Origin of the sequence: Acinetobacter sp. Tol 5, assembly GCF_019702905.1 — a bacterium.
Taxonomy (GTDB): domain Bacteria; phylum Pseudomonadota; class Gammaproteobacteria; order Pseudomonadales; family Moraxellaceae; genus Acinetobacter; species Acinetobacter bereziniae.
Map to the genome: position 1 here is coordinate 2,842,787 of NZ_AP024708.1, position 19,383 is coordinate 2,862,169.

Genomic DNA, 19,383 nt, shown 5'->3' on the forward strand with positions numbered 1-19,383 from the left:
TTTAGTCATAAAAATGCGAAGCTAAAGCTTCGCATTTTTTTGCATTTTGATTACAATGCGCATTAATAATTTTTAGAAAACAATATAATGATCTACCACTCTTTAACCCCAAAACATTGGCTAGTACTGGCAGTTCTAGCAATTGCCATTATTTTGGCAAGTATCAATCCATTAGAATATCCGTCCTACATGTTGCATCAAATTGGTACGGTGCTGATGTTGGTTGCTTTATTCTTCTGTTTAAAGAAAATTGGACTGAGTTTTTCCTCATTTCTACTCTATATCTTATTTCTGATCATTCATGTCATCGCTGCTCATTATCTGTATTCCTATGTACCGTATAATGATTGGTCAATCCAATATTTACACTTTGACCTTAACCAAGCCATGGGATGGTCACGCAATATGTTTGATCGCTTTGTACATTTTTTTTATGGCTTGTTTCTCTACCCATTTTTCTATCGCCTTTTCCAAGTCTGGCTACCAAATTTAAAACCAAGCGTTTTATTCATTCTGGTGATTCAATTTGTCATGGCAACCAGCTTATTTTATGAATGGATTGAATGGTGGTTGGCAATTGGTTTATCCCCAGAAGAAGCTGAAAACTATAATGGGCAACAAGGCGATGTTTGGGATGCACATAAAGACATGTTCTTAGCAACAATCGGTGCAATTATTACAGGATTGCTAAGTCTAAAAACCAACAAACAAAATTAAGATCACTTTTAAGACTGCATATATTCACCAAATGTTAACGGTTTGGTGAATATCAGTTAATCTAAGATTTATTTAGATTTTCTTTATTTGCCAAAATATCTGGCAAGCTTCTCTCGATCCAACCAATCACATAACTTATTTTTTCAGCGGCTTGTGCACCTAAAATCGTCAATTGATACTCAACCTTTGGCGGAACTTCTGGATAAACCGTACGTAAAATAAATCCATCTTGTTCCAATACCCGTAAAGTTTGTGCCAGCATTTTTTCACTAATACCTTCAATACGGTTGCGCAACTCACTAAATCGTTGCACACCATCACTTAAACACCGCAGAACTAACACAGACCACTTACTGGTTAAATGCTCCAATATTTCTCTAGATGGACATTCACTGGATAAAACTTGACCAATTAAATGACTTGAAGCATAGATGCTCATGAATTCTCTCCACACAGTAATTAGCTTACTTTTCGGTATGTACTTACATTTGGTAAGTTTAGTAACTATGATAATAGCATCAAGTTTAAAAAACATCCAACCCAAATCAATCAAAAGGTGAACTTTATGAAAATCGCAATTACAGGTGCTACAGGTCAACTTGGGCAATTGGTCATTCAGAGTTTAGTGAAACGCATCCCGGCAGAAAATATCGTGGCTTTAGTCCGTAACTTAGATAAAGCACAAGCACTTCAACAAATCGGTATCGAACTTCGCCAATTTGATTATGACCAACCAGACACATTGGTTCCTGCATTACAGGGCATTGATAAACTATTACTCATTTCAGCCAATGAAATTGGACGCCGTACACCGCAGCACAAAGCTGTGATTGATGCAGCAGTGATTGCCAAAGTCCCATATATTGCCTATACCAGCTTACTCAATGCAACGCATAGCCCATTGGGTTTAGCAGAAGAACATCGTGAAACTGAAGCGCTTATTTTAGCAAGCGGTTTGAGCTATACCCTGTTACGCAACAACTGGTATAACGAAAATTACTTAGCCAATGTGCAACATACCGCAGAAACAGGCACACTTTATGGCAGCGCTCAAGACGGCAAAATTAGTTCAGCGTCTCGACTCGATTATGCTGAAGCAGCAGCTAAAGTACTGAGTTCAACAGGTCATGAAAACAAAACCTATGAACTTGCTGGCTCAACCAGTTTTACACTTTCCGACTTGGCATCTTATATTGGTCAAGCGTCTGGCAAATCTGTTCAATACCAAAATATCAGTGCTGAGGACTATACACAAGCACTCACTACGGCTGGCTTACCAAGCGAATTAGTCAGTGTAATTGTCGATGCGGATGTCCAAACTGCACATGGTGCTATGTTCAGTACTCGTGAAGATTTAGAACAATTGATTGGTCGCAAAACCACCGATATTCAGTCTCAAGTGAAATCACTTTTTTAGCATCTATGCGTTTGCGATCTATTCGCACCTCCTGAACACGAGACAACCAATGCCACGATATTGAAGTAAATAAATATCGTGGCAAAACAATGCTATGGATGAATATTACGTACAGGTAGATCAATATTCATCTGTAAATCTGCGAATGATTGTCTTTTGGTGTTGTACATAGTTGCATCAAATGTCGCAATTTTTTGCATGGTCATCGGATCATTAATATTGAGCATCGGTTTTAGCTGATGTTTGACATATAAACTAATCAGCTCATTAAATTCCAAATAAACTGGACCATCAAACATGATTTTGATCGGTACTTGATAATGTCGCTTGATGTTGAAAGGTACAGAAAGTTTAATTGGAATGTCCAGTTTTAAAGGAAATTCAGGTAGCAGTTTATTTTGATAAACCAAATCAGTGGTTGTTTCTAATGGCATCACTGTTTCGATTTGGATTTGAGTCGAATAGTCTAAATCAACCTCAATCGGTGTGGTGACCACAAAACTTAAATTGGCTAAATATTTGCCATTTAAAGGTAAAGTTAATTCGCGATTGATATCTAGTGTTGTATCTAAAGCTCCTTTGGCATGAGTTTCTAAATAGTTACCCACATGAATTTTTGTAGGTAAAGATTCAGACAATTGAATTTGTGCCTGCTGAGCAGAAACTTGCATTGAGGTCTGAATGTTTAAATATAACCAGACACCGATTGCAACACATAATACGACAATGAGGAAACTGAATAATAACGTTTTAAGCGATTTAAATAACCACATATTCCAGATCAACCTAATTCAATGCTTCAGATTGAGTATGTTCACGCTCAGCTTGTCCAGCGGTCTGACGTGAAAGTTTTATACTGTTTAGCGGTATTTTTAATTGCCCTTTCTCAATTTTTACTGGCAAAGTATTTTGAACATCCACCGTGGCTTGCAATGCAGATTTGATTGGTACATTGAGGTGACCTTGAATCGGAATATTGGTTTTAAGCGTTGCGTCTAATGGAATATGCAAATTTTCTTTAAGTAAAACTTTAACAGGTGCATCAAATTTTAAATGTATGCTTTGATTCAACGGAACTTGTAAGTTAATGGGCACATCCATCTTCACCGGGATGGTACCTTTCAGAGGTAAAGTAATATCTTTTCCAAGAACCGTGACTTTCACTTTGGTATCAATCGGCATATCCTGATTGATTTTAATCACTTCATTCACAGGAATACTGGTTTCGATTGGTACTTGATTATCAAAGTAAACATGGGGCGTTAAAGTCTGAGTGATCGGTAAATTCAATTTTTCATGGATTGGAATTTCAGCATTCACTTTCCCTTTAACATCAACATTCAGGGCATCATGAATTTGTACTTTAGCTTGTAGCGGTTCTTTTAAATCAATACGGACAGCCTGATTTTCTAAAGGAATATAAATACTAAAATACTTAAACACCCAAATAGCAAGCATAACTCCACAAAGTGTAGCCACACAGATAAAGGCGATTCCTGCCATAATTTGCTTCAACTGCAAAATCCATTCCTTAATTTTTTATCTAATAGTTAGGGGCTGTGAACATTTCATAAATGGCTTGCGTTGTAGGTTAAAATTGAGCAGGCAAGGCATGAAATGAAGAGAATAGCGAGACTATTTTTAAGTTTCATAACGTAGCCTGAGATAATTTTAACCACAACCCGTCGGGACTAGCGTGTTTTTTGTCGCTTCGTCGTTACGAACTACTCATTTAGAATGACTAAATTTCGTATTTCGCGCCTAGAATCGCCTAAAAAACACACCTCGTCGCAAACATAGACGAATTGTCCACAGACCCTAGGGTTTATTTTAAATATTTATGTGAATAAATATGCTTTTTTATGTATAAAAGTCGAAGTAATTTGTTCGTTTAATAAACAAACAATCATTTTTATCTGCCTCTCTTATGCTTAGTTTAGCTCAAGCAACCAATAACATTGAACAATCGCAAGATTTTTCTTATATTCAACGCTGACCTGACTTTTCTGATGATTTTGTTTAAATTTGAGTGTTTTAAATTTCTTTTTAGCCGATTCTGAACTGAGATCAAAATATAAATATTCATTAAATTGCTGCGCTAGCCGCCCAAAACTAAATTCCATTTTGCGTATCGGTATACCAGCATAATTGACATTTTTGACTTGATATACACTGGAATCATAAACATTTTTATCGACATAGCTTGATTTTGTAGTATGACGCTTTAAGGGTTCAGTCAATTCATTATCATCATTATGAAAATCATATTGTTGTCGGATTGCGCAATTTTTCTCAAAGCGATCTTGTAATAAGGGGCGTAATTCTAAAGGCTTAGCATAAGTCACCTCAGTTAACAGCAATATCATGCTGAGTAATATCAGCTTTTTCATATTATTTTCCTTTAATGTAAATGACTGACTATGAAATCGCTTTTATTCAGCTGTATTTTTATCTGCCCAAGTGCAAATCGCGATACCCTTATTTTTGCCTTCTCCAACCATTACAAAATTTGCAGCTTTAGCATTTTGCTGTTTTTTCTTTTTAATTTCATTAAATTGTTGCTGTGCTGAAGCAGTTGGGAGATCGAAATGTAAATACTCCATTAAAGTCAATCCCCGCCCCCATACAAACTCAATTTTTGTGACAATCAGTCCCCGATAAGTCGTATTTTTTAAAGTAAGGATTCTACTCATATAGGCGTTTTGTTCATCAACTTCATCTTTAGCCACCTGATTCATTAATATTGGCAGAATTTCATCATCGCGAACATAATAATCAAATTGCTGGCGAACCTCACAATTTTGTTCAAAACGATCTTGCAATATTGGGGTTAAATCAAGGCTTGTTTGCGGGGTTGCATGGATTATTGTTGATAAATTCAGCAAAACCAAAGCGAAAATTGGTAAATTTTTATTCATTTTTAATATGCTCTAAATTTCGGTTAAAATCGTTTATTAGATTTAAACCAAGATAAATTTAGAATATAAAAAAAGGAGCTTCAGATGAAGCTCCTTTTTACTGAATATTACAAATTATGCATTTGTTTCAGCAGGTGCTTTTGGATAGCTTACACCACACATTTGTTCAGCAATACGTAATACTTGGCAGCTATAACCCACTTCGTTATCGTACCAAACATAAGCTGTTAAACGGTTACCTGATGTAATCGTCGCTTGTGCATCAAATACACCAGCAGTACGAGAACCAATAAAGTCAGAAGATACGACTTCAGTAGAGTTTGTATAGCCAATTTGACCTTGAAGGCTTGAGTTGATCGAGATTTGACGAATATATTCGTTTACTTCTTCACGATCTACTTCTTTCTCAAGTGTTAAGTTAAGAATAGCCAACGAAACGTTTGGTGTAGGTACACGTACTGAATTGCCTGTTAATTTACCTTGCAACTGAGGTAATGCTTTTGCAACAGCTTTTGCAGCACCAGTTTCAGTGATCACCATATTTAATGTTGCAGCACGACCACGACGATCTGCTTTATGGTAGTTATCAATCAAGTTCTGGTCATTAGTGAATGAGTGAACTGTTTCAACATGACCATTGATCACTTTGTATTTGTCTTCTAATACTTTCAAGACAGGTGTAATTGCGTTGGTGGTACAGCTTGCCGCTGAAATGATTTTATCTGAATCGATAATGTCATTTTGGTTCACACCAAATACAACGTTTTTCATATCACCTTTACCTGGAGCAGTAAGTACAACACGACCTACGCCTGGACATTTAAGATGTTGTGATAAACCATCGATATCACGCCATTTACCTGTGTTGTCAATCACAAGTGCATTATCTATACCATAAGCAGTGTAATCTACTTCAGCAGGGCTAGATGCATAGATCACTTTAATGAAGTTACCGTTGGCAATGATTGCTTCATTTTCTTCATCTACAGAAATTGTTCCTGCAAATGGACCATGAATTGAGTCACGGCGTAACAATGAAGCACGTTTTTCTAAATCACCATCAGATGATTTACGTACGACGATTGCTTTCAAGCTTAAACCACGACCAAGACCAGATTGGCTGATGATCAAACGCGCTAAAATACGACCGATACGACCAAAACCGTAAAGCACAACATCTTTCGGTTCAACTTGTGCCGGACGACCTTCTAAAGAGCGAACAGCTTGAGCAACAAATGCATCAACATCGCCACCCTTTTCTTTGTATTCAACAGCAAGTTTACCTAAATCAACTTCTGCTGAACCAATATTATCTAATTTTGCTAAAGCTTCTAAAATAGGAAACGTATGTACAACTGAAAGTTCAACATCCATCATACGCGTACGACGGTGAGCTTTAAGAATTTGAATTACTGAACGGTTCACTAAAGAACGACCGTAAACAGAAGTCACAATATTTTTTTCACGGTATAATTGACCGATTAATGCAATCATACGTTCCGCGATTTCTTCACGGTTTTTCCAGCGACCTTGGTGCTCTGCATGTAGGGCGATGATAGTGTCTTTGCTCACAGATACGTCCTCTATTTATGTATATCTAGACATGGATTTTTAAACCCCACGATTGTAATGGAATTCTCATTTAGTTGAAATCAATTCATGGTAGATTTTTATAATATTTTGTCATGTTAGATATTTTTATAAAAATTAAATATTGATATCTAAACTATAATTGAGATTTCTTTGTTTATAGATCTTTAACATAGTGTTACATGCATTTCATAACACGAATGAAAAACATCCAGCTGCTTCATTTCAAACACGATTAAGCACAGTTTTAACTGCTTTCCTTATCGAGCATTGACAGATCAACAGCCTATATTCAGTCGATATGATGGTTGGATAAACAGCGCTCAAGTATAAAATTAATCCATATACATGGATGCATGAAAAGCGTCAAAATCAAAATCTGCTAGATTCTCAGGAATTTTCATTAAAAAAGGGAAACGGATAATACCATTGTCCCCTGAAGGAAAAGCATAATGTCGTTCTAATTCACTTAAAGAAGTTAAGCTTTCAAATTCAATAAATACACTATATTTCGATAAACCTTTTGGAACGCTCAATACATCTAAGTATGTCTGCTTCTTAATCAGCAGTGCGGCATGTTTAGCTTGCAGAATGTCTTTTTCTACTTTTCCGCCTTTTACAATTTTCTTGAGCAAAGAGCCTTTCACTTGATTCTGTTCATATTTTAACTGTTGGATGTAGAGTTGTAATTCGTTGTAGTCTTTGGCTTGATCAAACATAATCTCTTGAAGCTTTTTTATCGGTTGTTGTGAACGTTCATGCATGACTTGCCATTCCTGTTTACTCATCGGAATAAAGATTTCGTCCTTACGTTTTTCCAAAAGCTTCAAATATGCCAGTAAACGATATTCAAATAACTGCACATGTGCATTAAAAAATAATGCTGGTTGCTCTTTAAAATCACGATAATGAGACAAAATCTCAGATAAAATACGATGAACACTCATAAACAAATATTCAAATTCTTCTAAATGCGATAAATCATTCTTCACTGCATTTCTTAACGGCATCAACACATTGGCAATCAACATTTGTTCAATGGTTTTAATATGATTTTGTGCCACGAGATCACTGTTTTTACCGACCATTCCCAGCGGTTGCATTAAAAATGGCAATAGCTTGGTTTCAGTAAAACTTTCAAACTCTTGTACAATCTCAATGACATCTCGATGAACTTGATGTTGGATCGTCACCATTTTTTGTATCAACTGATCTGTTTGCACGCGATATGCATTCTCACTGATCTGTTTTGGATCAATCACTAATCCTGTTAAATAGATTTGATTGTTATATTCAATATGTTCTTCAAACAAAAATCGACGAATTGAATATGGGTTTTGCTCAAAATGTTGTATTGGTGCTATCAAATAAATAAATTCAGAAGTATTCACAATATCGAATTTACGAATTTTCTGTTCGCTGACAATAAAATATTTAAAGAAGGGATGAGCAAATAAATTTGATGATTTGGTCAGTAAAGGTTTAAACCAATATCCTAATAATTGTTGCTTGATAAACACTTCGATAATAAAGCATTTGATTTGATTTACCGTTAAATCACGTACATTCGGATGAATGTGAATATTGAGATTTCGTACCAGCTTCGCCACATCTTGCAAAAAAACTCGGCGTATTAATAATTTTTCACGTTGCAAGCCAAGATGGTCATCGACTGGAATTAGATCAATCTGATGTAAAGTATTTTCAAGGTAATCTGCAATCTGTACACAATCAGTAATTTGTTCTAACCAATGGAGTGAGTTACTTAATTTATTGGCAATCGAACGCATGCGCTCATTGTCTAAACGATGCTTTAACGTTTCCAATGAGTTTGTAATTTTAAATTCAAAGGTATTTTCAGTTCTATTCCATTGTATCTCTTTAGGCTTTAAGATTTGACGATCAATTTCTTCGCGTACTTCAATATTAGCTTCATCAAAAATTTCGTACAACACCTTTGCCCAGTTCAAATCTGTACTCGGCTCAAGTTGCAAAAGGGTTGCCCGTATTTGATAGGGAATCATTGTTATATTCATCATCAATCAATATTCTTTTCTTTTTAAACATGTTTAAAGCACCAATATTGAGATATATTTAACATTTATTTTAATTTAAGTTCAAGGATTATCGTTTTTATATTTAAAGAATACCTGTTACTTCTTTCTTTTATCAAATTTTTTAATATTCAATTCCAAATTTTTTCGTTTCTTTCCTTGTTGATAAATATGCCAACTGCCTTCTAAAACCAAAACACCTACAGCGCACCAAATCGGGATATAAGTCAACCATTCATCTGCGGAAATAGACTCTCCTAAAGCCAATGAAGCCAATGCCAATAAAACGGGTTCTAAATAACTCAGTAAACCAAACAGCACCATAGCCAAATAACGACTGGCTAAAATATAACTCCCCAGACCAATAGCACTTAATGCACCTAGCCCAGCAACCACCAAAAATAAACTGGGCATTTCAATAAACTGTCCATAAGCATTCACTCCCATTTGAGTAAAATAGATGGCAACAGGTATGCAAATCAGGATGTCCCACCAAAACCCACCAAGATTATCCGTTTTGATTGCTTTTCGGATCAGAAAATACAGTGAATAACCCAAAGCAACACTGATGGTTTCCCATGCAATACTGCCCAAACGCCACAATTCATGACCTACCCCTAACACAGCAAATGCCACGGCAACCATTTGAAATTTTGATAACTTTTCTTTATAAAAAATACTACCCGCGAGAACCAAGACTAGAGGCAAAAGAAAGTATCCCAATGAAACTTGTAATCCTCGTCCATTCATCGGTCCCCATAGAAACAACCAAAGTTGGAAACAAGTCAACGCAGAAGTGATCAGCAGTAAGATCAATAACGCAGGTTGCTTCATCATACGCTGATAAATATTTCTGACGTGGGCAAAATCACCACTGAAAAACATAAATAAGGTTAGAAAAGGTAAGGTTGCAATGATTCGCCAACCAAATGTTTGTTGGCTATCTAAATCGCCTAATAATTTGGTATAAAAATACAATACTCCAAAGGTGACAGATGCCAATATAGACAATGCTACGCCCTTAAACATCTATCGCCTCTCGAAAATTCTCAAATAAATCTTTCAATAGTATAAACTTTTTTTCTTTCAAAATTATTTTGAATATTGCAATATTTTCTCAAATGAAGATTTGAAATAATCAAATATCAACAGACAAATTGCCAGCTTATGGAATTATTGTGAAACGTTCTGCTTGGTTCGAATAATATCTTTTAAATTAAAACCAACCGTTTGTGCATATCGTAGAAATTCAGTTACTTTGGTTTCATCAGGATGTGGATCACGTGACAATAACCATAAATATTTACGTTTAGGCTCTCCGACCAAAGCCATTTGATATTCTGGGTCTATTTTAAGCACCCAATAATCCCCTCTTCCCACGGGCATCCAGCGAATTGCCTCAGGAATAAAACTGACTTTAAACTTAGAGTTAAAGGGTTCATTACTGATAAAAGCTTCACCCAACGCACGCAATTCTTCGCCATTTTGATCAATACAGCGATTATCTACTGCAACATTGCCAAACTCATTGACGGTATAACGTGCAGTGACATCAGACTTACAGGCTTTTTGAAAATACATGGGTTTACGTGCAATTTCATACCATAACCCGAGATACTGACCTAGCTCTAATTTTGGAACAGCTGCCAATGTCGAATAATCCGCATACACTTTAGGATAAAAAAGAGTAGCAGAAATAATGCTGAACCCAATGATCATGTTTTTTAGCGTATAGGATTTGGGTAATATTTTGAATAATTGCACTTTATACCCTCAATCGTGGATTTTTACTATTTATTATAAAATAATCAGAAATGTAAACTTAGATTGTAGCTTTATGTATCCTATGTCCATATTAAAGCAACAATCTAAGTCAAATACAGCAATCACGTCTCAAACGAAATCACTTTAACATTCGCGCTTTTAAACGCACAATTTCGTCTCGTAAGCGTGCTGCTTGTTCAAATTGCAACTCTTTTGATGCTTTTAACATCTCTTTCTCAAGTTTAGTGATATGTTTAGTGAACAGTTTAGGGTCAGACAAAATATGACGTTCGTCCGCAGTTAAAGCATGTTGTTGCTCAACAATCGCATCATCAATTTGATCGTCAGTGAGCACCTCGCCGGTATCGATTTCTTTGATTGCTTGACGAACTGCACTGCGTGGAATAATGCCGTGTTTCTCATTAAATTGAATTTGTTTAGCTCTACGACGTTCAGTTTCATCTATGGCTTTCTGCATAGAGTCCGTCACACGATCTGCATACAAGATCGCTTTACCTTTGACATGTCTTGCTGCACGCCCAATGGTTTGGATCAGTGAACGTTCAGAACGTAAAAAACCTTCCTTATCTGCATCTAAAATCGCCACCAAAGAAACTTCTGGCATGTCCAAACCTTCACGTAGCAAGTTGATCCCCACGATCACATCATGTATGCCTGTACGTAATTCATGGATAATTTTCACTCGCTCAACCGTATCAATATCAGAATGCAAATACGCTACTTTTACGCCATATTCTTTTAGATATGAGGTCAAATCTTCTGCCATACGTTTGGTCAGTGTTGTCACCAACACTCGCTCATTCAGCTCTTTACGAATATTGATTTCGGAGAGTACATCATCGACTTGAGTTAAAACTGGACGTATCTCAATTTCTGGATCGACTAAACCTGTTGGACGAACCACCTGCTCGGCAACTTGGACTGATTTTTCCAGTTCATATTTTGCAGGTGTTGCGCTAACATAAATGGTCGTCGGAACAATACGCTCCCATTCCTCAAACTTCATTGGACGATTATCCAAGGCGCTTGGTAAGCGAAAACCATAATTAACCAAGTTTTCTTTTCGAGAACGGTCACCTTTGTACATCGCACCAATTTGAGGAACTGTCACATGTGACTCATCAATAATCAGTAAAGCATCATCTGGAATATAATCAAACAATGTTGGTGGTGCTTCACCTGCCGGACGACCAGACAAATGTCTTGAATAATTTTCAATCCCATTGGTATAGCCGAGTTGTTGCATCATTTCCAAGTCATAACGCGTACGTTGTTCGATCCGTTGTGCTTCTAACAACTTTTCATGCTCTTTAAAGAAAACCAAACGTTCTGCAAGTTCATCTCGTATCGTTCCAATAGCACGTTCAAGATTATCTTTTGGAGTGACATAGTGGCTTTTTGGATAAATCGTCACACGAGGGGCTTTACGTACCATTTTCCCGGTAATTGGATCAAACCAACGAATCGAATCGACTTCATCGTCAAACAGTTCAACACGGATGGCATGTTGGTCCGATTCGGCAGGGAAAATATCAATAATTTCACCACGAATACGGTAAGTACCTCGTAAAAACTCCAGCTCATTGCGTGTATATTGCATTTCGACAAGACGGCGAATAATGTCATCACGACTGATTCTGTCTCCTTGTACAATATGCAACAACATACTCATATAAGCATTGGGATCACCCAAACCATAGATGGCTGAAACTGAAGCCACAATAATGGCATCCCGTCGCTCTAACAGTGCACGTGTTGCTGAAAGACGCATTTGATCAATATGATCATTAATCGCTGAATCTTTTTCAATAAATGTGTCAGAAGAAGGCACATAAGCTTCGGGTTGATAATAATCATAATAACTGACGAAATATTCGACAGCATTATTGGGAAAAAATGCTTTAAATTCACCGTAAAGCTGGGCTGCAAGGGTCTTATTGTGCGCCATGATAATGGTTGGTCTTTGCGTCTGAGCAATCACATTTGCCATGGTATACGTTTTACCAGAACCAGTCACACCCAATAAAAGCTGATCATGAAAACCTTGATTTATCCCTGCAACTAATTTTTCGATCGCCTGCGGTTGATCACCAGCAGGCTGGTAGTTTGTAACAAGTTCAAAAGGTTGATGATCATTCACAATAATTCACTCTTTTAACCAAGAAGAAAGAAGCTCGTGCAGTTTAACAGAAACCGACTTGAGCAAAAGATTTACCTTAAGCTTAATGGGGTTTTTTACACAATATTCAACAAATACCTTGACCCTTTTTTATTTCGATAGCAACATGGAATTAAGCCGATTAAAGGATTGAAAAACATGACATATCACTACCATGATGAAAGCATTATCAAAACTTTACCTGAAGACACTGTATTTGTTTTCGGAAGTAATTTGGCAGGAACACATCAAGGTGGTGCTGCAAAAACAGCGCATTTATTTTTCGGGGCAACCAAAGGTGTGGGACGTGGTTGGGCAGGTCAGAGTTTTGCAATTCCAACCATGAATGAACATTTACAACAAATGCCGCTTTCACAAATTCAACACTATATTGATGATTTTAAAATATATGCTAAGAATCATCCAAAAATGAAGTATTTCATTACGTCTGTGGGATGTGGTGTTGCAGGTTATAAAGTTGAAGAAATCGCGCCCATGTTTAAGGGAATCGCGCGTAATGTGATTTTTCCAGTCTCATTCCGCCCTTTCGTTGAAAAGACATTACCCAAGCTGACGCAAAAATTGTTGCATAGTTTTATTACAGATCAGGTCATTTTTAGTGCTGATCCTGAGCAAGCAATAAAAAATTTAGATTTAACAGATGCAGAAAAAAGCCTAGCCACGATTATTTTAAACACGCCCATGTACCCAAATGACAGTAATGGACGTGATCGGATTTTTGAAATACAAGACATTCTTCACAATCTGCATGGCAAAATAATTGAATTCCAACCGAACTCTGAAGGTTCAATGATTATTGGTGGTGCGATTTTGGCATTATTAGAGCTTTATCATTTAAATGAAACAGATTTTATTGATGTATGGACAGGTCAACGCGTGATTGCAGCGCCTAAAGCAGAACATCATGCCAAGAAGTAAGTCAAGTATAGTGCATAGGATCACTTTTTCTTCACTTCACAATATATTTAGGTATTGCCATTTTACCGTATTATATTTAAGCTAAATTTATAAATAATAAAATGGAATAAGAATGGAGCAAATCGATTTAACGATTTTTAATTTGTCTCCCATTGCGATGTGGCTACAGGATTTTAGTGGCATCAAAAAGATTTTTGATGCCTGGGCTGCTGAAGGTATATCTGATATACAGCACTATTTAATCGAAGATCCTCAACGTTTAGTCCCCTGTCTAGCTGCAATTAAAACCATTAATGTCAATCAAAGTACACTCAATTTGTATGAAGCCCATAATTTAGAAGAAATTATAGAAAAATTTCCAGAAATGCATACTCAAGACACTGAGATGATGCATATTGAATTTTTTTCAGCATTGTGGAACAAACAAAAAAATTGCTCTATTCCAGTCATCAACTATACTTGTCAAGGTAAAAGAATCGATGTCCAGTTGAGAGCCAACATTTTGTCCGATGACAAGGATTGTTGGGATCGAGTGCTATTGACCACTGAGGATATTTCGCAATCACAAAATGCGCGACGTTTTGCTGAATCTTTATTTTTACATTCTCCAACCGCACTTTGGGTAAAAGACTATAGCAAGATCAAAACAATATTCGATCAACTCAAAGCCAATCATCTTACAGATTTAAAACGCTATATCGAAAAAAATCCTGATTTTTTATTTTTTTGTTTTAAAAACATCCAAACTGTAGGTGTCAATCAAGCTTTGCTTGATCTCTTTTGTGCCTATAATAAACAACAGTTTTGTCTGCATCTACATCGTATTTTTAAAGATCATCTTCAAAATTTTTCTCAACAACTATTATATTTATGGAATGGACAGCATCAAATTAAACGAGAATGTGAATATCAGTCGGTGCATGGTGATTTAATTCATGTTCAAGAACACTTCGTCATTTTCCCTGACTCACAACATAATTGGGATACCGTGCAAATTGCATTTACCGATTTAACTGAACGAAAAAAATTAGAAGATTATTTACACTATGCCAATCAACATGATCAATTGACCCAATTATATAACCGTACGTTTTTTAGTGAAGAAATCCAACGTTTACAATCCACAGCATTTCATTCACTTTCCTGCATTTATTTGGATATTAATGGATTAAAAAAAATCAATGATGTTCAAGGTCATCATATTGGAGACTTATTAATCCAAAGATTTGCAGAACTTTTAAAAACATCAACCATAAAAACCAATTATTCAGTATCTCGTATAGGCGGAGATGAGTTTGTGATTTTAATGCCTGAAGCAAATCAACGTGATATAGATAATCTCATAACCATAATTCAACAAAAATTATTGGCTGATCAATTAGCGTTTCCACACCATCCAATTCGTGTTGCATTTGGTTATGCAAGTATAAATCAGCAAGGTGATATCGCGGATTTATTAAAAAAAGCCGATCAAATGATGTATAAGGATAAACAATATTTTTATTTAAATCAGGTCAGTCGTCAGCATGATTTTAAATATTAAAAATACACTTTTACACTAATTGTCAGTAGATGGACAAAGTGAGTCAGTTATCACTATTTTTTAGAGATAATAAATAAATTACATTTTATTTTTGCTTATTATTTTACATCCTTAAATTTTAGGATATATTCCAAAACAATTAAATGACTTTTATAGCAAACGAGAATCTTGTAATGGCATTTTCCGATTCTTCTATTTTTGATATATCCCCCACACCTATGTGGTTAGAAGATTATAGTGCAATAAAAGAACAATTTAATCAGTGGAAAGATCAAGGGATTACAAATCTTCAAAGCTTTTTAGAAGCACATCCAGAACAAGTGACTCAATGCGCACATAAAATTAAAATTGTTAAAGTGAATCAAAAAACTTTACAGCTTTTTGAAGCAAAAAATCAAAAACATCTCTGTCAAAATTTAAATGTTATTTTCCAAAAAGAAATGTTTGATTCACATATCAAAGAGTTGGTTGCACTTTGGGAAGGTCAGACAGAGTTTTCCAGCACCACTGTAAATTATACGATTTCAGGAAAAAAGCTGGACATCAAACTACGTGGCGCGGTGATGCCTGGTTCAGAAGAGAGTTTAAATCAAGTTCTTATTACCACAGAAGATATTACAGACTATCAAAATGCCCGTCGTCTAGAAGAAAAAAATCGACAACTTGCAGAATCTCGCTTTATCTATTCACCTGCTTCATTATGGGTAGAGGATTTTAGTCGGGTCAAAATGCGTTTAGATCAGTTACGCCAAATCGGTATTGATGATTTTAGAACCTTTTTGGATGTACATACAGACTTTGTGAACCAATGTATTGAAGATATTATTTTACTGGATGTCAATCAAGCAACACTGGACTTATTTAAGGCTCCAGATAAAGAAACCTTATTTAAAAACTTAAACAAAGTCTTTGCCAAAGAAATTTACCAAACATTCCGAGAGCAGTTGATTGAATTGTGGAATGGTAAAATTCACCATCAACGTGAAGCGATCAATTACGCTTTAGATGGCTCGGTACGGAATGTATTGTTGCAATTTACTGTTTTCCCTGGTTATGAGGAAGACTGGAGTTTAGTTCAAGTCGCACTCACCGATATTACGGCGCGTAAAAAAGCAGAAAGTTATTTGGAATACCTAGGTAAACATGATGTATTGACCAAATTATTTAACCGTTCATTCTATACAGAAGAAATTAATCGTTTAGAACGCAATATATTGCGTCCGACCTCTGCAGTTTTCATCGATATGAATGGGTTAAAAGCCATTAATGATCAATTCGGTCATGATATTGGGGATGGTTTGTTACGCCGAATGGGCAATATTCTCAGTCGTACGATTGCCAATACCAGTTATACCGCATCCAGGATTGGCGGAGATGAATTTGTACTGCTCATGCCTGCAGCCAATGAGCAAATGGTTGAATCTATGATTATGACCATAGAGGAATTACTGAATATTGATAATCAGTACTACTCTTCACAGCCGATCAGCATTGCAATTGGTTATGCCACAACCAATGAAAATGAAAGTATTGATAATATGTTGAAGCGTGCGGATTTATTGATGTATCAAAAAAAGAAAAATTATTATGAATACGTCACTGAAATGCTCAATGAACAAAACTTAATATAAAACGGGAAAGCTTAGCCGAACCCCTCAACACCAGCTTGATATATCTAGGGTCTGTGGACAATTCGTCTATGTTTGCGACTAGGTGTGTTTTATAGGCGATTCTAGGCGCGAAATACGAAATTTAGTCATTCTAAGTGAGTAGTTCGTAACGACGAAGTGCCAAAAAACACGCTAGTCCCGAAGGGTTGTGGCTAAAATTATCTCAGGCTACGTTATGAAACTTAAAAATAGTCTCGCTATTCTCTTCATTTCATGCCTTGCCTGCTCAATTTTAACCTACAACGCAAGCCATTTATGAAATGTCCATAGACCCTAAAAATAATGCATAAAAATAGGTGCTTTATGCACCTACCTTTTCTATTCAAACTTTAACGTTTACCCATCGAACGACGTGTACCACGTGGAGGCATCCATGTACGGTCTGCATATTGCTCAGGTTTTGGGCGCACTTGATTGTGGGCAACATCATCTACATTTTCAATAGCTGATGGCATTGGAAAAGGTAAATTCACCAATGGCTTTTTTTTGGGAGTATTTTGGGTGCTCATGTGATTCACTCAATTTTAACTGGCTATATTGTACGTAAATTTTGCCCTTGATGCGAGTGATCTCCATTGCGCTTATTTATTTGTATTCTCTTGATACATTAATTTTTTGTTTTTCGTGAATATTTGGTCAATTTGCATAAATATTAAACGACCAAACCTTAAAATTTAGGCTATGATAATGTGCTTTTTATTTTTTAATCCCTATAAGAAGGAATAATGCCGTGGACGTACGTCTCTCTGATCGTGTAAATGCCATCAAACCGTCTCCAACGCTTGCTGTTACCAATAAAGCTGCTGAATTAAAGGCTGCTGGTAAAAATGTAATCGGATTGGGCGCAGGCGAACCAGATTTTGACACCCCACAACACATCAAAGATGCTGCAATTACAGCAATTAACAACGGTTTTACCAAATACACCGCTGTTGATGGTACCCCAGGCCTTAAAAAAGCGATTATTGCTAAATTAAAACGTGATAATAATCTTGATTATGCAGCAAACCAAATTTTGGTTTCGTGCGGTGGTAAACAGTCTTTCTTTAACTTGGCGCTGGCTTTGTTAAATAAAGGTGATGAAGTGATTATCCCTGCACCATATTGGGTTAGCTATCCTGACATGGTGATTATTGCAGAGGGTGTTCCTGTCATCGTGAAGTGTGGTGAAGAACAGCGCTTCAAGATCACCCCTGCTCAATTAGAAGCAGCGATTACTGATAAAACACGTTTGGTGGTTTTAAACAGTCCTTCAAACCCTACAGGGATGATCTATACTAAAGCTGAACTTGAAGCTTTGGCTGAAGTTTTACGCAAATACCCTGAAGTTTTTGTAGCATCAGATGATATGTATGAACCAATCCGTTGGGATGATGAGTTCTATAATATTGCAACAGTTGCACCTGATCTTTATGACCGTGTCATCGTGTTGAATGGTGTATCTAAAGCTTATGCAATGACTGGATGGCGTATTGGTTATGCTGCTGGTCCAGCAAAATTAATCGGTGCGATGAAGAAGATTCAATCACAATCAACATCTAACCCAACATCGATTTCACAAGTAGCTGCCGAGGCTGCATTAAATGGTCCTCAAGATGTTCTTGAGCCAATGATTGAAGCATTCAAACGTCGTCATGATCTTGTTGTTCAAGGTCTAAACGACATTCACGGCATCACATGTTTACCTGCTGACGGCGCATTCTATGCCTATGCAAACATTCGTCCTTTGATTCGTGCTAAGGGTCTAAAATCTTGCACTGAATTCTCTGCATGGTTACTTGAAGAAACTGGTGTTGCTGTTGTACCTGGCGATGCTTTTGGTTTAGGCGGGTATATGCGTATTTCATACGCAACTGCTGATGAAGTTCTAGTAGATGCGCTTGCACGTATCAAAAAAGCTGCTGATTCAATTGAAGGTATTGATGCTGCAATTGCTTCTATCGAAGCCGAAAAAGCAGCGCAATAGTCGGCTATTATCACTGTGATTTGATGTAAAAATGGGTGTATTGATACACCCATTTTTTTGTCTATTGCTCTATCTGTTGCAAATACCTTGTTGATCCATTAACGCGAATAAAGATTATTCCTGAAGCAGTAGTCCTGTCGTATTATCACCATCGTTACCTGTACCGTAATGTTCAATTCGTCTTTGATCAGGTTGTGGTGTATAGGTATTTGATAAAGCATAAACTTTTTCATGGTCAACCAATAATAAACCTGAAGTATTGTCACCATCGTTACCTGTACCATAATGTTCAATACGCGGTTCTTTGGTTCTTTGTTGCTTTGATGCCGGAACGAGTTTCATCGGCTGTTTCAGCAAAAGACCTGAGCTATTATCACCATCATTACCTGTACCAAAGTGATCAATTTTCATATTTTGCTCATGATGTTGTGATGCAAAACTAGAACTTGCAACACCACATAGACCAATAAAAACAAATTTGATCAAAGTTTTCATGTAATTCTCCTGTGATAATTCAATATTCATTCTAAAGATTGAAGTTATACAAAGAATGGTCATGAAAATTACAATTGCGACATACAAAGCGGGCTGCATACTTCTTGAATAATCATGATGTTGAGTCAAAT

Annotated in this window: 18 protein-coding genes; 6 read left to right on the top strand and 12 right to left on the bottom strand. The window is 36.4% G+C overall.

The genetic code is table 11. The features are described 5' to 3' along the window. The first annotated feature begins 87 nt into the window (after positions 1-87). On the top strand, positions 88-717 hold the full coding sequence (locus tag TOL5_RS13235; RefSeq protein WP_004831238.1) for a DUF2238 domain-containing protein: 630 nt from the start codon (positions 88-90) through the stop codon (positions 715-717). Positions 718-778: 61 nt separating this feature from the next. Here TOL5_RS13235 and TOL5_RS13240 read toward each other — a convergent pair whose 3' ends face one another. Beyond that, positions 779-1,156, bottom strand: coding sequence for a winged helix-turn-helix transcriptional regulator (locus tag TOL5_RS13240; RefSeq protein ID WP_004831239.1), 378 nt, complete (start codon positions 1,154-1,156; stop codon positions 779-781). 126 nt (positions 1,157-1,282) lie between these two features. Between TOL5_RS13240 and TOL5_RS13245 the strand changes: the two genes are divergently transcribed. Continuing rightward, positions 1,283-2,134: an SDR family oxidoreductase gene (locus tag TOL5_RS13245; protein ID WP_151781099.1), complete on the top strand. Its 852-nt coding sequence runs from the start codon at positions 1,283-1,285 to the stop codon at positions 2,132-2,134. A 92-nt stretch (positions 2,135-2,226) separates the two neighbouring features. On the opposite strand, the gene TOL5_RS13250 is transcribed toward TOL5_RS13245, so the two are convergent. The 9 genes from TOL5_RS13250 to uvrB form a co-directional block, all read right to left on the bottom strand. After that, a complete protein-coding gene (locus TOL5_RS13250; protein WP_004831241.1) occupies positions 2,227-2,907 on the bottom strand; it encodes a hypothetical protein in 681 nt (226 codons plus the stop codon). 13 nt (positions 2,908-2,920) lie between these two features. Next, positions 2,921-3,637 carry an MFS transporter gene (locus TOL5_RS13255; RefSeq protein ID WP_373866493.1) on the bottom strand — a complete coding sequence of 239 codons (717 nt, stop codon included), beginning with the start codon at positions 3,635-3,637 and terminating at the stop codon, positions 2,921-2,923. A gap of 428 nt (positions 3,638-4,065) precedes the next feature. Continuing rightward, positions 4,066-4,524 (bottom strand): hypothetical protein, encoded by a 459-nt coding sequence (locus TOL5_RS13260; RefSeq protein WP_151959925.1) that lies wholly within the window; start codon positions 4,522-4,524, stop codon positions 4,066-4,068. A 42-nt stretch (positions 4,525-4,566) separates the two neighbouring features. Next, a complete protein-coding gene (locus tag TOL5_RS13265; protein ID WP_198114662.1) occupies positions 4,567-5,052 on the bottom strand; it encodes a hypothetical protein in 486 nt (161 codons plus the stop codon). Positions 5,053-5,166: 114 nt separating this feature from the next. Continuing rightward, entirely contained in the window at positions 5,167-6,624 is a 1,458-nt protein-coding gene (locus TOL5_RS13270) for a glyceraldehyde-3-phosphate dehydrogenase (protein WP_005029703.1), read from the bottom strand. Between the two features lie 353 nt (positions 6,625-6,977). Next, positions 6,978-8,681 carry a hypothetical protein gene (locus TOL5_RS13275; RefSeq protein ID WP_227560665.1) on the bottom strand — a complete coding sequence of 568 codons (1,704 nt, stop codon included), beginning with the start codon at positions 8,679-8,681 and terminating at the stop codon, positions 6,978-6,980. A gap of 114 nt (positions 8,682-8,795) precedes the next feature. Beyond that, the gene (gene rarD, locus TOL5_RS13280) at positions 8,796-9,725 is read right to left on the bottom strand and encodes an EamA family transporter RarD (protein ID WP_046760097.1); all 930 of its coding nucleotides are present in this window, start codon (positions 9,723-9,725) and stop codon (positions 8,796-8,798) included. A gap of 144 nt (positions 9,726-9,869) precedes the next feature. After that, positions 9,870-10,460: a lipocalin family protein gene (locus TOL5_RS13285; RefSeq protein WP_004831251.1), complete on the bottom strand. Its 591-nt coding sequence runs from the start codon at positions 10,458-10,460 to the stop codon at positions 9,870-9,872. 139 nt (positions 10,461-10,599) lie between these two features. Continuing rightward, positions 10,600-12,621 (bottom strand): excinuclease ABC subunit UvrB, encoded by a 2,022-nt coding sequence (gene uvrB / locus TOL5_RS13290; protein ID WP_121774850.1) that lies wholly within the window; start codon positions 12,619-12,621, stop codon positions 10,600-10,602. Positions 12,622-12,798: 177 nt separating this feature from the next. Between uvrB and TOL5_RS13295 the strand changes: the two genes are divergently transcribed. From TOL5_RS13295 to TOL5_RS13305, 3 genes are all read left to right on the top strand, one after another. Next, a complete protein-coding gene (locus TOL5_RS13295; protein WP_009587228.1) occupies positions 12,799-13,578 on the top strand; it encodes a hypothetical protein in 780 nt (259 codons plus the stop codon). Between the two features lie 112 nt (positions 13,579-13,690). Continuing rightward, complete coding sequence (locus tag TOL5_RS13300; RefSeq protein ID WP_121774849.1) at positions 13,691-15,121, top strand: GGDEF domain-containing protein; 1,431 nt, start codon at positions 13,691-13,693, stop codon at positions 15,119-15,121. Between the two features lie 173 nt (positions 15,122-15,294). Then, positions 15,295-16,752, top strand: a complete 1,458-nt coding sequence (locus TOL5_RS13305; protein ID WP_005029709.1) for a diguanylate cyclase domain-containing protein — start codon at positions 15,295-15,297, stop codon at positions 16,750-16,752. Positions 16,753-17,120: 368 nt separating this feature from the next. On the opposite strand, the gene TOL5_RS13310 is transcribed toward TOL5_RS13305, so the two are convergent. Further along, entirely contained in the window at positions 17,121-17,300 is a 180-nt protein-coding gene (locus tag TOL5_RS13310; RefSeq protein WP_004831256.1) for a hypothetical protein, read from the bottom strand. A 221-nt stretch (positions 17,301-17,521) separates the two neighbouring features. Here TOL5_RS13310 and TOL5_RS13315 point away from each other — a divergent pair, with 221 nt between their 5' ends. Next, a complete protein-coding gene (locus tag TOL5_RS13315) occupies positions 17,522-18,757 on the top strand; it encodes a pyridoxal phosphate-dependent aminotransferase (RefSeq protein ID WP_005029711.1) in 1,236 nt (411 codons plus the stop codon). Positions 18,758-18,871: 114 nt separating this feature from the next. On the opposite strand, the gene TOL5_RS13320 is transcribed toward TOL5_RS13315, so the two are convergent. Next, positions 18,872-19,252 carry a hypothetical protein gene (locus TOL5_RS13320; RefSeq protein ID WP_005029715.1) on the bottom strand — a complete coding sequence of 127 codons (381 nt, stop codon included), beginning with the start codon at positions 19,250-19,252 and terminating at the stop codon, positions 18,872-18,874. Positions 19,253-19,383 lie beyond the last annotated feature (131 nt).

Bases quoted from the DNA above. Each gene is read 5' to 3' on its own strand.
- TOL5_RS13265 (WP_198114662.1), bottom strand. From the start codon at position 5,052: ATGAATAAAAATTTACCAATTTTCGCTTTGGTTTTGCTGAATTTATCA.
- TOL5_RS13320 (WP_005029715.1), bottom strand. From the start codon at position 19,252: ATGAAAACTTTGATCAAATTTGTTTTTATTGGTCTATGTGGTGTTGCA.
- TOL5_RS13275 (WP_227560665.1), bottom strand. From the start codon at position 8,681: ATGATGAATATAACAATGATTCCCTATCAAATACGGGCAACCCTTTTG.
- TOL5_RS13240 (WP_004831239.1), bottom strand. From the start codon at position 1,156: ATGAGCATCTATGCTTCAAGTCATTTAATTGGTCAAGTTTTATCCAGT.
- TOL5_RS13310 (WP_004831256.1), bottom strand. From the start codon at position 17,300: ATGAGCACCCAAAATACTCCCAAAAAAAAGCCATTGGTGAATTTACCT.
- TOL5_RS13295 (WP_009587228.1), top strand. From the start codon at position 12,799: ATGACATATCACTACCATGATGAAAGCATTATCAAAACTTTACCTGAA.
- TOL5_RS13250 (WP_004831241.1), bottom strand. From the start codon at position 2,907: ATGTGGTTATTTAAATCGCTTAAAACGTTATTATTCAGTTTCCTCATT.
- TOL5_RS13255 (WP_373866493.1), bottom strand. From the start codon at position 3,637: ATGGCAGGAATCGCCTTTATCTGTGTGGCTACACTTTGTGGAGTTATG.
- TOL5_RS13235 (WP_004831238.1), top strand. From the start codon at position 88: ATGATCTACCACTCTTTAACCCCAAAACATTGGCTAGTACTGGCAGTT.
- TOL5_RS13260 (WP_151959925.1), bottom strand. From the start codon at position 4,524: ATGAAAAAGCTGATATTACTCAGCATGATATTGCTGTTAACTGAGGTG.
- TOL5_RS13300 (WP_121774849.1), top strand. From the start codon at position 13,691: ATGGAGCAAATCGATTTAACGATTTTTAATTTGTCTCCCATTGCGATG.
- TOL5_RS13245 (WP_151781099.1), top strand. From the start codon at position 1,283: ATGAAAATCGCAATTACAGGTGCTACAGGTCAACTTGGGCAATTGGTC.
- rarD (WP_046760097.1), bottom strand. From the start codon at position 9,725: ATGTTTAAGGGCGTAGCATTGTCTATATTGGCATCTGTCACCTTTGGA.
- TOL5_RS13305 (WP_005029709.1), top strand. From the start codon at position 15,295: ATGGCATTTTCCGATTCTTCTATTTTTGATATATCCCCCACACCTATG.